Source organism: Arthrobacter terricola (genome assembly GCF_004354015.1).
Lineage (GTDB): Bacteria > Actinomycetota > Actinomycetes > Actinomycetales > Micrococcaceae > Arthrobacter > Arthrobacter terricola.
In genome coordinates this window covers 20,373-33,830 of record NZ_SMRU01000041.1, presented here as the reverse complement: position 1 = coordinate 33,830, position 13,458 = coordinate 20,373, and the positions used below count along the sequence as shown (strand labels likewise).

The following is a 13,458-nucleotide window of genomic DNA, read 5'->3' as shown; positions in this document are numbered from 1 at the left end:
AGGAACTTTTGCTGGGCATGGGCGGGGTGAAGGCCTTGCGGGTGTTCCAGCGCCTGACCGGGTGCCCGGCGCCGGAGGTGTTCCACACCAACGAGGGCCATGCCGGGTTCCTGGGGATCGAGCGGATCCAGGAACTGATGTCCGCGGAGAACCCCTTGTCCTGGTCCGAGGCGTTGGCCGCGGGCCGGGCGTCGACGGTGTTCACCACGCACACCCCGGTCCCGGCCGGGATCGACCGGTTCGAGGCCGTGCAGATCCGGCACTTCTTCGACGCGGGCCTGGCCCCGGACGTGCCCGTGGAGAACGTGCTGGACCTGGGCCAGGAGAACTACGAGGGCGGCAACCCTGCGGTGTTCAACATGGCCGTGATGGGCCTGCGCCTGGCCCAGCGCGCCAACGGCGTGGCCAAACTCCACGGTGTGGTCTCGCGTGAAATGTTCTCCGGGCTCTGGCCCGGATTCGACCACTCCGAAGTGCCCATCACCTCCGTCACCAACGGCGTCCACGTGCCCACGTGGATCGATCCGAAGATGACCGAACTGGCGGTAAAGCACTTTGGCGGCACCGATGTGGACGCGACCGGCTGGGAGAAGATCTACGACGTCGAGGACGACGAACTGTGGCGGTTGCGGCGCACCCTGCGCAGCGCCCTGGTGGAGGACGTCCGTCGTCGTTTGCGGGCGTCGTGGAAGAAACGCGGCGCGGCCGATGCCGAACTGCGCTGGACCGACAAAGTCCTGGACCCGGACGTGCTCACCATCGGATTCGCCCGCCGCGTGCCCACCTACAAACGCCTCACCCTCATGCTCCGGGACCCCGCACGCCTCAAAGCCCTGCTCCTGGACCCCCAACACCCCATCCAGCTCGTCATCGCCGGCAAATCCCACCCGGCCGATGACGCCGGCAAGAAAATGATCCAGGACCTCGTCAAATTCACCGACGACCCCGAGGTCCGCCACCGCATCGTGTTCCTGCCCAACTACGACATCGCCATGGCCCGCACCCTCTTCCCCGGCTGCGACGTCTGGCTCAACAACCCCCTCCGGCCCCTGGAAGCCTGCGGCACCTCCGGCATGAAAGCAGCCATCAACGGCTCCCTGAACCTCTCCGTGCTCGATGGCTGGTGGGACGAAATGTACGACGGCGAAAACGGCTGGGCCATCCCCACCGCCAACAACGACGCCTCACCCACCGAACGCGACGACATCGAAGCAGCCGCCCTCTACGAACTCCTCGAAACCCAAGTCGCCCCCCGCTTCTACGGCACCACCGTCTCCGACGCCGCCGGAGCCGCAGGACCCTCCCAACCCGCCACCGGCACCACACCCACCCACTGGGTCGCCATGATCAAACACACCCTCGCCCACCTCGGCCCCGCCGTCTCCGCCGAACGCATGCTCCAGGACTACGTCAACACCCTCTACCGCCCCGCAGCGGCCGCAGGCAGGCAATCGGCATCCGGTTCATTCAAGGAAGCCAAAGAACTTGCCCAGTGGATCACCAAGATCCGGAAGGGCTGGGAGAACGTGCGCATCGAGTACGTCGACTCAGTGGGCGTCTCCGAAGAACCACAAATCGGCGACACCCTCCACGTCAACACCTACGTTGCCCTCCACGACCTCACTCCCGAGGACGTGGCAGTGGAAATAGCGTACGGGCGGGCGGGGCAGGGCGAGACGCTCGAAGACGTGGAACTCCTGGAACTGTGCGAAACGGAGGACCTCGGGAACGGCCGGCACCTGTTCACGGGATCCATCCTCATCAACCGCTCCGGCTCCTTCGGCTACACCGTCCGGGTCCTCCCCAAACACCCTGCACTGGCATCCAAAGCCGAACTCGGACTCATCGTCAACGCCTAGCGAAACCCAGAACGAAGGTGAGGTAGTGAAATGGTAGGGAAGAAAGTCCTGGCGATTGTCCTGGCCGGCGGGGAGGGCAAACGGCTCATGCCCCTGACGGCGGACCGGGCCAAACCGGCAGTGCCGTTTGCGGGCGGTTACCGCCTGATCGATTTTGCCTTGTCCAACCTGACGAATTCGGGTTACTTCCAGATTGTGGTCCTGACCCAGTACAAGTCCCACAGCCTGGACCGGCACATCTCGGAAACATGGCGCATGTCCACGCAATTGGGCAACTACATCGCCTCGGTTCCCGCCCAGCAGCGTGTGGGCAAGAGCTGGTTCCTGGGCAGCGCCAATGCGATTTACCAATCGCTGAACCTGATCCACGATGCCGACCCGGACATTGTGGTGGTGGTCGGAGCCGACCACGTTTATCGCATGGATTTCGAGCAAATGGTGCGAAGCCACGTGGCTTCCGGTGCGAAAGCGACCGTGGCAGGGGTTCGTCAGCCCCTGTCCATGGCGCACCAATTCGGCGTGATCGAGGTGGAACCTGAAACCGGGGAGGAACCAGGGAACAGAATCGCGGCTTTCGTGGAGAAACCGGCTTCAACCCGTGGGCTCGCCGACGATCCGTCCCAGTTCCTCGCGTCCATGGGGAACTACGTTTTCGACGCCGACGCGTTGAAGGCGGCTTTGGAATTGGACTCTGTCCGCCAAGACACGAAGCACGATATGGGCGGGGACATCATCCCGTACTTCGTGGACCGCGGCGAAGCCATGGTCTACGACTTTTCGAGCAACGAGGTTCCTGGAGCCACGGAGCGGGATCGCAACTACTGGCGCGATGTGGGGACCATCGATTCCTACTACGATGCCCATCTTGACCTGATCTCGCCCATGCCCGTGTTCAACCTCTACAACTCGCAGTGGCCCATTTACACGCGGCAGAGCATCTCGCCGCCGGCGAAGCTCGTTCGAGGCGCCGACGACACGCCAGGCACAGCGGTGGACTCGATCATTTCCAGCGGCGTCGTGGTTTCCGGTGGTTCGGTGGAGAACTCAGTGCTCTCGGATGACGTATTTGTTGCCAGCGGCGCGCTCGTGACGGATTCCGTGCTCCTGGACCACGTGTCCATCGGGGCCGGAGCCGTGGTGCGGCGCGCCATCCTGGACAAGAATGTCGTGGTCCCTCCGGGTGCCACGATCGGACTCGATCCCGATCACGACCGCCGTCGCGGTTACGCGGTCACCGACTCCGGCATCACGGTCCTCAGCAAAGGCCAATTGGTGCCGCCGGCCAGCGAACTCGACCGCGACCTTGCACGGGCAGCCGCTAAAACCCTCCAAGGCGACTTGGTGTAGGCGCCCGGCGGTGCCGGACGGAACAAACCGCCGTCCGGCGTCGAACGCTTAGATCGCGCAGCCGTCGGGACCGCACGCTTCGGCGTCAGCGGTCCCGACGGCGACCAGCGGGTTCGCTTCCTGCCACGCCTGGGTGAGCGCTTGGGTGAATACCTCGGAAGGTTGCGCGCCGGAGAGGCCGTACTTGCGGTCGATGACGAAAAACGGAACACCCGTGACGCCGAGCATCCGGGCTTCGGCGATGTCGCCGCGGACGTCGTCTGCGTACTTGTCGGTGCTGAAGAGTTCGGCCACTTCGGCTTCCGGGAGCCCCAGCTCCTGGCCGAGCTCGCTCAGGTATTCCTGGCTTCCGATGTCCTTGCCGTGCTCGAAATGCCCGCTGAGGAGCAGTTCCTTGGCCTTGTCCTGCTTGCCGTGGGCGGCGGCGAGGTGGATGAGGCGGTGTGCCGTGAAGCTGTTGGCCACCACGACGTTGTCGAAGCGGTAGTTGAGTCCTTCGCCCTTGCCCTGCGCGGCGACGTGGTCGAACATCTGGCTCACCTGCGCCCGGTTCATGCCCTTGCGCTTGCTGAGGTAGTCGAGTTCCGTGCCGTCGTAGTGCTCCGGGATGCTCGGGTCCAGCTGGTAACTGCGCCACTGGATGTCCACGGAATCGCGGTGCGGGAAAGCCGCGAGAGCCGTTTCGAAGCGGCGTTTGCCGATGTAGCACCAGGGACACGCGACGTCTGACCAGATCTCAATCTTCATGCTTGGCACAACCGGGCGGAGCGGCCTGCCATTCCCAGACGGGTTTGTCGGTCTCATCACATGGTGCTGGTGACGCGGGAATTCCTGGGCGACGCGCGAATGGACTGACGCAAGGGTATTCCGCTAGCGCCAGTCCATTTCCGCGTCGAAAATCCGTTTCCGCGTCGTCAGACCGCCGCGCCCGCCAAGAGCGCTGCCTGTCCGTCGTGCTTGAGGTAGCCGCGCTGGATGGTGATTTGGTCGGCGATGTACTTGGCGTCATGCCATACGCCCCAAATGAAGCTCGATCCGCGGCGCGATTGCCAGGGCAGGCCGAGGAAGTAGACCCCGGGCTCGGTGGAGACGCCGCGCTGTTGCAGTGGCCGGCCCTTCTCGTCGAACGCATCGATCTCAAGCCAGTTGTAGTCGACGGCGAAACCGGTGGCCCAGACGATCGTGGTGATTCCTGCTTCGGCGAGGTCCAGTTCGAGGGTGGGGTTCGTCAGGCTTTCCGGGTCCGGCCGCATGAGCCGGGCTTCGGGTTCTTCCGGAAGGTCGAGGCCGTTGCGTTCGATGTAGGCGTCGGCTTCGTCCAGGAGCGCAAGGTAGTGGGCATCGCCGCGTGCGATGTTGTCGCGGAGGTCCGGGGCGAAGTGCATGGTTCCGTCGTCGAATGAGGAGGTCCGGCCGAGTAGCTTGATGCCGGTTTCGGCGAGCGCACGGAAGTCGACCGTGTGGCCGCCGTCGGCTCCGCTTACCGCGATGGTGACGTGTTCCGCGCCTTCGGCGGGCGCCGAGGCGTCCCACTTGCCGAGCACTCCGAGCCACCAGCAGAAGTCGTGTCCGCGGTAGCTCCGCGGCGGGCGGTCGTGCGGTCCGACGGAGAGGAAGACCTGCCGGCCCGAGCGTCGGATTTCGGCGGCGATCTGCACACCGGAGGATCCGGCGCCGACTACCAGGACGGCGCCTTCGGGCAGTTGGCCGGGGTTGCGGTAGCTGCTGGAGTGCAGCTGCGTGAGACCTGCGGTTTCGGGTACGACGGCGGGAATCACCGGCCGCTGGAACGGCCCCGTGGCTGCTACGACGTAGCGGGCGTTGTAATCCCCGTCCGACGTCTCCACACGGAAGCCGGGGGCTCCGGCGTTGCGGCGGACGGACTTCACTTCGACGCCGCATCGGATAGGTGCGGAGATCTTCTCTGCGTAGGCTGCGAAATAGTCGGCGACTTGCTCCTTCGAGGCGAAGGCGCCCGGCTCCAGAGCAGTGAATTCGAGGCCCGGGAAGCGGTCATGCCACGCTGGTCCGTTGGCTACCAGGGAGTCCCAGCGCCCGGAACGCCAGCGTTCGGCGATGCGGTCGCGTTCCAGTACGACGTGCGATATTCCGCGTTCGCCGAGGTGTTCGCTCATGGCGACCCCGGCTTGTCCGGCGCCTACCACCAGGACTTCGATCTCTTGGGTTGGCATGTCAATCTCCTTTTTCGTGAAAGTTCGTGGTCAATCTGGGCAGCAGCCTCAGCCCAGCCCGGCGAGGCTGCTGGGGGAGAGCGCTTGGTTCAATATCTGTTCGTCGAGCAGGCCGCGTTCCGTGGCGAGGCCGGCGACGGTGCGCTTGCTGGCGAGGGCTTCCTTCGCGAGTTCGGCGGCTGCCGCGTAGCCGATGATCGGCGCAAGGCCCGTGACCACGCTGACTGACTCGAGGATGCGTTGCTGGAGGACGGCGGTGTTTGCCGTGATGCCTTCGATGCAGTGGGTGCGCAGTTGGCGGCACGCCGAGGTCAGCCAGGAAAGCGATTCGAAGAGGGCATCGGCCACCACGGGTTCGAAGGCGTTGAGTTGGAGCTGTCCGGCTTCGACGGCCATGGTCACTGTCGCGTCCGTCCCTACTACCCGGAAGGCGACTTGATTGACCATTTCCGGGATGACGGGGTTGACCTTGCCCGGCATGATGGAAGATCCGGCTTGGACTGCCGGGAGGAAGATCTCGCCGAATCCGGTTTGCGGCCCGGAGGAGAGGAGCCTCAAATCGTTGCAGATCTTGGACAGTTTGACGGCGGCCCTCTTCAAGACGCCGGAAACCAGGAGGAACACCCCGGTATCGCTGGTTGCTTCCACGAGGTTGGCGGCTGAGACGAGTTGCAGGCCGGTCAGGGCGTTGAGCTCCTCTATTACCAGGCTGCGGTAGCCCGGCGGGGCGGTGATACCTGTGCCGATGGCGGTTGCGCCGAGGTTGGATTCCCGCAGGTGGGGCAGGAGTTCCAGGAGCCGGTTCCGGTCTTCGCTCAGGGTCTCGGCGAACGCCCCGAATTCCTGCCCGAGGGTCATGGGGACGGCGTCCTGCAATTGGGTCCGTCCCACTTTGACGATCCCGGCGAACTCGGTGGCTTTCGCGGCGAAGGCGTTGCTGAGCTGCTCGTGCTCGGCGCAGAGGAGGGCCAGTTCGCGCTGCAGGGCCACTTTGATGGCTGTGGGATAGGTGTCGTTGGTGGATTGGCTGCGGTTGACGTCGTCGATGGGGTGCAGGAACGCGTAGTCGCCCTTGGTGTGGCCCAGCAGCTCCAGGGCACGGTTGGCGATCACTTCGTTCGCGTTCATGTTGGTGCTGGTTCCCGCGCCGCCTTGGATCCGGTCCACGACGAAGTGTTCGTCGAGGAGCCCGTCCATGACTTCGCGGGCGGCAGCCTGGATGGCCGCTGAACGCTCGGGGTCCAGGAATCCGAGCTTTTCGTTGGATCGGGCGGCTGCGCTTTTGATGGCGCCGAATCCCCAAAGCAGGGAGCGGAGGCTGCCGATGGTACGTCCGCTCACGGGAAAATTCTCGACGGCACGCAAGGTGCTGATGCCCCAATACGCCTCGGCCGGGACGTCCCTGTCCCCGAGGCTGTCATGCTCCACGCGGACGGGGCCGGCCGGTGGTGGCTCGTGATGTGTCATGGTCTGTTCCTCATGGATGCGAAAGGAAAACGGAGTTAGGCGAAGTAGTCCAAGGCGGTCAGCGCCAGCGCGGCTGCGCCGTCGTGGATGGCACGGTTCGCCGAGTCTCCGACGCAGTGCGCTGCGAACTCGGGTTGGTGGTTCGCTGCGGGGAAGCACCCCAGGCCGATGTAAGGGTGGATGGCCGGAACCACTTGGGAGACGTTGCCCATGTCTGTGGAGGCCCGGTTCATGGTTGCTTGTTCGGCCGGGGCGTCGAACGTCCTGCCCAGTGATTCCGCGTGCCTGACGTACAGTTCGAGCGCCCGCTCATCGGTGCGGAACTCGGAGTAGGGTTCGGACTCGGGAGTAATCGAGAGCTCGCATCCGGAGGCGAGAGCCCCTGCTTCAAAGCACCTGTAGACCCGCTCTTCCAGCCCCTGCAGTTCGGCCAGTGATTCCGCCCGCACGTACCAGCGGCCCTCCGTCTTTTCCGGAATGGCGTTCGGTGCTTCGCCGCCGCGGGTTTGGATGCCGTGGACGCGTGTGCCGGAAGGCAATTGCTGCCGAAGCAGCCCGATGGCCACTTGTGCCACCACGAACGCATCGTTGGCGTTGACCCCTTGCTCGGGGTACGCGGCCGCGTGCGCCGACTTTCCGCTGAATTCAACGTGGCTGTGCGCAACCGCGTATGGCCGGGCTTCGGCGGAATCGACCGGGCTCGGGTGGGCCATCATGGCGAGGTCCAGTCCGTGGAAAGCGCCGCGCGTGAGCAACTCGATCTTCCCTCCGCCACCTTCCTCCGCGGGCGTCCCGTACACCTCTATGGTGAGGTCCCGCTCGTCGGCGAATGACGCCAGGGCAGCCGCGGCGCCGCAGGCGATGGCCGTGATGATGTTGTGTCCGCACGCGTGGCCGAGGTTTCGGAGGGCGTCGTACTCCGCCATGAGTCCGATCCGCCGGGATCCCGTTCCATAGACGGCGCGCAAGGCCGTGGGGAAGCCGAGGTATGCACTTTCCACTTGGAAGCCGAGGCCGGCCAGGTATTCCGCGGTCCACTGGGCCGCGGAATGTTCTTGCCAGCCGACTTCGGGATTGGCGTGGATTTCCTCCGAAAGACGGATCAGGGCCGGCTGGTTGGAAATCACGGCCTCCAGTACGCGGTCGCGGTCGCCGTCGGATTCAAGCAGCACGGATTCAAGCAGCACGGGCACGAGGTTTTCAGCGGTCATCGCCAGCCACCCCATAGCCCACTGAAACTGTGGGGTCGAGTCCCCGGACCACGTAGTCGTGTCGCTGCGGAAGCCACACTTCGAGGAGCCGCTGAAGTTCGGCAATTGGCTCGTCATGCCAGTCCACGCGCAGGTCGGTGTCGCGCCAGCCGTGGCCGGAGACAACCGAGATGCCCGCGGATTTCACGGAACCCGCTTCGCCGCCGGCGGCTTCTCCGGCGACCAATGCAGCGAGCAGCCGCTCTTCCAGCTCGCCGGTCGCGGCTTGGAACCCATCGCACATGGCCTGCGTGACGCCTGGGTTCGCGAGCATGTTTCCGGCAGCGATGCACCCAGCGCCCCTGCCCTCGGCAAAGGTGCCGAGCGTGTGCTCCCCGCTGAAAACCGCGGAATTGCCCCGGGCATCCAGCACCACGAGCTGGCGATAGTCCGCCGAGGGAGTTTCACTCACCACTTCGTCGAGTGCGGCCTGCGCGGCGAGTCCGGACTGGATGCGGTCCAGGATCCTGGCGCCGAGCCTGGGATCGGTGATGTTCTGCGAACTCACCGCACCTACACCGTCACGAAGATGGACACAGCGGGCGGCCACGGCGGGGGAGGAAGACGAGACGGCGATCCCGAACCGTCCCTGTCCGTCGGTAGCAGTGATGCTGAACGTCACTGCGCACTCCCGGTGTTCGACAGGACCGCGGTGGCGTCGATTTCCACGAGCCATTCGGGCCGGGCCAACGCCTGCACGACGATGCCGGTGGAAACAGGGAAGACGCCCTCAAGCCAACGGCCCATGGTGCGGTAGACGGTTTCGCGGTAGCGCGGGTCCACCAGGTAGACCGTCACTTTGACGATGTCCTCCAGGCTGCTTCCGGCTTCCTTCAGCAACATGTCGATGTTTGCCATGGCGCGTTCGGTCTGGGCTTCCACATCGCCGATTCCGATCGACTCGCGGGTGTCGAGGTCCTGGCCGATCTGTCCGCGGAGGTAGACCACTCCGTTCGCCACCACTGCCTGGCAGAGGTCGTTGTTCAGGTTCTGCTCGGGGTAGGTGTCCTTCGTGTTGAAGGGACGGATGCGCTGGTGCTTCATGTGGTTGGAGCCTTTCGTTTCGGAATTGCCGTGTTTTCAGCTTCCCGTTACCCGGCTGGATCTGTCCAACAGTTGTTTCCGTAGAAGTGCATCTGAAAAAACGCTAAAACGGTTATCATTGCGAGCATGGATGTCACTCTGGCCCAATTGCGCTATTTCGTTGAAGCCGCCGCCCAGTTGTCCATGACAGGGGCGGCGATCCGCCTGAACGTGGCCCAATCCGCTATCTCCGCGGCAGTTTCCCAGCTCGAGAAAAGCGTGGGTTCCCAGTTCTTCATCCGGCAGCGCTCCAAGGGACTGCTGCTCACGCCTGCCGGAGAACTATTCCTGCGGGACGCCCAAGCCGTGCTCGGGCAATTGGAGGAAGCACTCGACCATGCCCGCGGCGAGCAGCGCAGCGTCGAAGGACAAGTGCGGCTCGCATGCTTCAGCACGCTCGCGCCTTTCCTCCTGCCCGGGCTTTTGGGGCGCTTGCGCGCCGACCACCCGCGGCTCGAACTGGAAGTCACCGAGGCCGACGCCGAAGGGTGCTCGACGGCGTTGCTCACCGGCCGCGCGGACCTCGCCCTTTGCTACGACCTGGGACTGCCCGATGGCATCGCCGTCACAGCCGTGGACAGCGTCCGCCCCTACCTGGCCCTGCCGCCGGGACATAAATTTGCCGGACGCGAGGAAGTTGCCCTGTCCGAGTTGGCAGGTGAGCCGTTCGTGTTGCTTGACCTTCCGCACTCGCGCGAGCTGATGTTATCGATCCTGCGCGATGCGGGGGTGGAGCCCGACGTGCGGTTCCGCTCCGCCAGTTACGAAACGGTCCGGACGTTCGTAGCCGGCGGCCACGGATACTCGATACTGCACCAGCGCCCGCGGCACGGGTTGACGTACGACGGCGGTCACGTCGCCGCCGTCGGGATCAAGGACCGGGTTCCGGAACTCAGCATCGTGCTCGCCCGGCTCCGCACCCAACGGCCCACGGCACGGATGCGCGCAGTCGCACAAGCCCTGCGCCACCACAAGGCGGCCACGCAGGAGCCGGGCGAGTCGCTACCCGCCTGAACGCGACAATCGCGCCAGGATCCGTTCCATCAAGTGCCGTTGCCGCGAGCCGGTCACGGCATCCGGATCCAGCATCGACGTAACGTGCAGGCCCATCATGATGTTGAGCAGCTCATCGGCAACGGTGTCCGGATCCGCCAAAGGTTCGCATTCGCCGTCGTACTCCGCCTCGGCGAGGAAGCCCAACATCAGGCCACGCCACTGCAGCAGCGCGTCGCGGCCCACAGCACGCAACGCATCCTCCGTCTGCGCCCGCTGCCAAAAGGACACCGCCACCCGCGCCTCAACCACCGTCAACGGGTCCGCCGGAATAATCTCCAGGCAGAGGCCCCGCAACGCCGCGATCCCGCGCCGGCCTTTCGTGCCGGCCGCGATCCGTTCGTTGGTGCGCTCGCAGATCAGCTGGTACGAAGCCAGGAGCAGGGCGTCCTTGTTGGGAAAGTAGTGCGCCAGGATGCCGGGCGCCGCGTAACCGCATTCCCGCGCGATATCGCGCATACTGGCGTTTTCGATTCCCTGTTCCGCGATCAGCCGCCACGTGGTCTCGATGATCGAGCGGCGTCGCTCCTGGTGGTCTACCAAGCGCGGCATGATGCTCCTTAACTAGGTGGTGGGCTGTCCGTCACTCCGCCGTGTGCACCCTACCACCGCAGTGGTTCGACGCGGACGGCGGCACATTCAACGTGGGGTTCGCGTCGAAGAAGCCGTGCGGTTTCAGGGTGAAGCCGGTGGTGTCGACGGGCATGATGGGCCAGTCCTCCGGCCGCGGGAAATGGGTCAGGCCGAAGGAATGCCACACGACGAGGTCCTGGCCATCGATGTCGCGGTCCTGTTCGATGTACGCGGGCAGGCCGGCGCCGCCCGGGTGCTGGTTGACGAAGTCGCCGGCCGCGTAGAGTTCGTCTTCCGCGTGCCGTGTGACCCAGAGGTGGTGCCGGGCGAAGGCAGCGCGGGACGCGATTGACGAGTCGTCGGCCATCGCCAGGGTGGGATTGCCCTCGGGGTAGAGGGTGTAGCCGACAGGGTGTCCGAGCTGGTTTAGGGACTCGGGATTGCTGATGTGCCAGACGCGCCCCTTCAAGCCGTCGGCGTCGCGCACGGCCTCCGATTCGCGGGCGAGGACGGTGCGCTTTTGAGTGAACGCGTTGCCGTGCGGGTTTCCCGGTCCTTTCGGGAGCCGCACGAGGTCCAGTTCCTCCACGCGGTTCGTGGCGCCGTCGAGCATCATGTCCAGGCGGGCGCTGAAAAGGTGCTGGTGGTACGGTGCGCCCAGCCCGGGCGCGATCTCCGAGGCGTAGGCATACCCCTTTTCCGGGAGGGCGGCGGTGAAGACGATCCCGGTGGCCTTGGCCTCGAATTCGATGGTGCCGTCCAGGTAGAGGTACCAGTAGAAGCCGTAGTCGTAATTGCCCACGGTGGTGAAGAAACTCACCACGAGTCTGCGGTTGCGGCGTACCTCGTTCGAGCCGGCCCATTCATCCGTGTGCTTCCAGAGGATGCCGGCGTCTTCCTCATGGATGCAGATGCCGTTGTGGATGGTGCGCGGATTGCCGAAGTCGTCGGCCACCACGGGGGACAAGTAGGTGATCTCGCCCAGGCAGTCGCAGCCGAGCTTGAGCGAGTTCGCGTCCCGGCCCACCAGGTATTCGCCGGAATCGAAGTAGTTTTGCCAGCTGCGGTACGGGGACGGGTCGCCGTACGGGACCACCATTTCCGAGATCGACGCGCGGTGGATGAGCGGGCGCCGGCGCCCGCCGTGCGTGTGGTGGAGCTGCTGGAGGACCACGCCTTCGCGGGAATCGAAGCCAACGCGGAGGTCCCAGCCGGCCCACGAGAGGTGGTTGCCCTCGATGGTGAAGCTTGGACCTTCGGGCTGGGTGATCTCAATCGGCTTCAGGTCCGTCCGGTGTTCGCCGTGGATCGCAGGTTCTGTGTAGTTTCCGTTGATTTCCGGGACGGGAACGGGGCCGTCGTCAATCAGGTGGTTCACCCGGCGGTTTTCGACGTCGACGAAGGCAACCAAGCCATCGATCGGGTGCGCCCAGGCGTGGTCGCCGGGGTGGTCCTGGCGGAAGCCAAGGCCGCGGAGGAGGCGCTTGCCTTCTTCGTTTTCATACTCGAAGACGCCCGCGGACAACGGCGCAACCCGGACCTGAGCCGGGGTCAGGTTGCGGGCGGCAAGCGCGGCTTTCCACTGCGGATCGTCGGCCAGGATGGTTTCGATGATCTCAAATTCCTCGATCAGCACGGGCAATTGGCCGTCGACGGCGGGATCCAGTTCGCGCTGGCCCAGGACTTTCCCGGTGGTCAGGGACAGGCGGACGTCCAGCGACCGTGACTGGGCGGCGTCCCAGAGCATGGTGCGGACGACGCGGTCAGGTGCCGCGGCCACGTCACGGAGAGAGTCCTTCGGCGGTTCAACCAGGCCGAGGTAGGCGAAGCGGGTGGTGTCCGCCACGAGCCCGGCATCCACCAGGATGCGGCGGGCTTCCTGGATTTCCTGGGCAGTGAGTTGTTCGAGCGGGTGCTGCGTCAGCGCGGCACGGAGGGGTGTCTCAATAGTCATGGCACTTCCTGAAGTCGGATTTTGGTGATACAACTGTTCAACCAACGCTTGATGTTATCCATCTCACAAGCCCGGAGTAAAGTCCTTGTTCCGAGGCCAGGCAGCCAGGAGGACCATGGACCTGCAGCTACTGCCGCGCGCAGTCCGCGTGCCGGTGGCTGGCGCCTCCGGGGGCCGGACGTCGGTTCGGATGGGTGCCCTGACGCCGGCGCGGATTATCATCGCCGCGGCGGCCGTCAGCGCAATGGCCCATACTCTGGCAGCCGCGGTTTCGGCCGCTTCGGCCGTCTCGGACGGAGCGATGACCTGGGGGATGGCCGCCATGGGCGTTGTGTGCATGGCCTGCGCGGTTCCGGCTGCTGCCCGCCCGCGCTGCGCGGACAAGGCCGCCGGGCACCTCATGACGATGAGCGCCGTGATGATCCTCGTGCATTTGGCGATGCTCACCCTCTTCGCCCAGCCGGAGGCGGGGGCCGGAGCCCATCACGGCGGCGCTGCTCACACGGGCGCAGCGGTACACGTGGGCCACGCCAGCACGATGTTCGGGCTCATGGGAGTGGAGTTCGCGTGCCTCATGGCCAGTTCGCTCGCGCTGCGCATGACTCATCGGGAGCGAAGCGCCGCCGCAAACCCCCGAACGGCGACGTTTGCCGCCGTCGAACACTGACCTTAAAGACAAC

General features: G+C 65.1%; 12 protein-coding genes. 4 read left to right on the top strand and 8 right to left on the bottom strand.

Features of this window, described 5'->3' with window-relative positions:
* Both glgP and glgC read left to right on the top strand, forming a co-directional pair.
* On the top strand, positions 1-1,859 hold a 1,859-nt coding region (gene glgP / locus E1809_RS23350; RefSeq protein ID WP_133206635.1), incomplete at its 5' end, for an alpha-glucan family phosphorylase.
* A gap of 30 nt (positions 1,860-1,889) precedes the next feature.
* A complete protein-coding gene (gene glgC, locus E1809_RS23345; RefSeq protein WP_133206634.1) occupies positions 1,890-3,206 on the top strand; it encodes a glucose-1-phosphate adenylyltransferase in 1,317 nt (438 codons plus the stop codon).
* A gap of 48 nt (positions 3,207-3,254) precedes the next feature.
* On the opposite strand, the gene E1809_RS23340 is transcribed toward glgC, so the two are convergent.
* The 6 genes from E1809_RS23340 to E1809_RS23315 all read right to left on the bottom strand — a co-directional run bounded on the left by E1809_RS23340 (position 3,255) and on the right by E1809_RS23315 (position 9,159).
* A complete protein-coding gene (locus E1809_RS23340; RefSeq protein ID WP_133206633.1) occupies positions 3,255-3,953 on the bottom strand; it encodes a DsbA family oxidoreductase in 699 nt (232 codons plus the stop codon).
* A 167-nt stretch (positions 3,954-4,120) separates the two neighbouring features.
* Positions 4,121-5,398 carry a flavin-containing monooxygenase gene (locus E1809_RS23335; RefSeq protein WP_133206632.1) on the bottom strand — a complete coding sequence of 426 codons (1,278 nt, stop codon included), beginning with the start codon at positions 5,396-5,398 and terminating at the stop codon, positions 4,121-4,123.
* A 48-nt stretch (positions 5,399-5,446) separates the two neighbouring features.
* Entirely contained in the window at positions 5,447-6,865 is a 1,419-nt protein-coding gene (locus E1809_RS23330) for an aspartate ammonia-lyase (protein ID WP_133206631.1), read from the bottom strand.
* A gap of 35 nt (positions 6,866-6,900) precedes the next feature.
* Positions 6,901-8,076: a M20 family metallopeptidase gene (locus E1809_RS23325; RefSeq protein ID WP_133206630.1), complete on the bottom strand. Its 1,176-nt coding sequence runs from the start codon at positions 8,074-8,076 to the stop codon at positions 6,901-6,903.
* Positions 8,066-8,737 (bottom strand): DUF1028 domain-containing protein, encoded by a 672-nt coding sequence (locus E1809_RS23320; RefSeq protein ID WP_133206629.1) that lies wholly within the window; start codon positions 8,735-8,737, stop codon positions 8,066-8,068. The genes E1809_RS23325 and E1809_RS23320 overlap by 11 nt, the downstream gene beginning before the upstream one ends.
* The gene (locus E1809_RS23315) at positions 8,734-9,159 is read right to left on the bottom strand and encodes a RidA family protein (RefSeq protein WP_133206628.1); all 426 of its coding nucleotides are present in this window, start codon (positions 9,157-9,159) and stop codon (positions 8,734-8,736) included. Before E1809_RS23315 ends, E1809_RS23320 begins: the two co-directional genes overlap by 4 nt.
* A gap of 126 nt (positions 9,160-9,285) precedes the next feature.
* Between E1809_RS23315 and E1809_RS23310 the strand changes: the two genes are divergently transcribed.
* Positions 9,286-10,212, top strand: a complete 927-nt coding sequence (locus E1809_RS23310) for a LysR substrate-binding domain-containing protein (RefSeq protein WP_133206627.1) — start codon at positions 9,286-9,288, stop codon at positions 10,210-10,212.
* Here the strand turns inward: E1809_RS23310 and E1809_RS23305 are convergent.
* Positions 10,201-10,803, bottom strand: coding sequence for a TetR/AcrR family transcriptional regulator (locus E1809_RS23305; protein WP_133206626.1), 603 nt, complete (start codon positions 10,801-10,803; stop codon positions 10,201-10,203). The genes E1809_RS23310 and E1809_RS23305 overlap by 12 nt on opposite strands.
* A 31-nt stretch (positions 10,804-10,834) precedes the next feature.
* A complete protein-coding gene (locus E1809_RS23300; protein ID WP_133206625.1) occupies positions 10,835-12,778 on the bottom strand; it encodes a primary-amine oxidase in 1,944 nt (647 codons plus the stop codon).
* Between the two features lie 115 nt (positions 12,779-12,893).
* Here E1809_RS23300 and E1809_RS23295 point away from each other — a divergent pair, with 115 nt between their 5' ends.
* Positions 12,894-13,445, top strand: coding sequence for a hypothetical protein (locus tag E1809_RS23295; protein ID WP_235835748.1), 552 nt, complete (start codon positions 12,894-12,896; stop codon positions 13,443-13,445).
* The last annotated feature ends 13 nt before the right edge of the window (positions 13,446-13,458 follow it).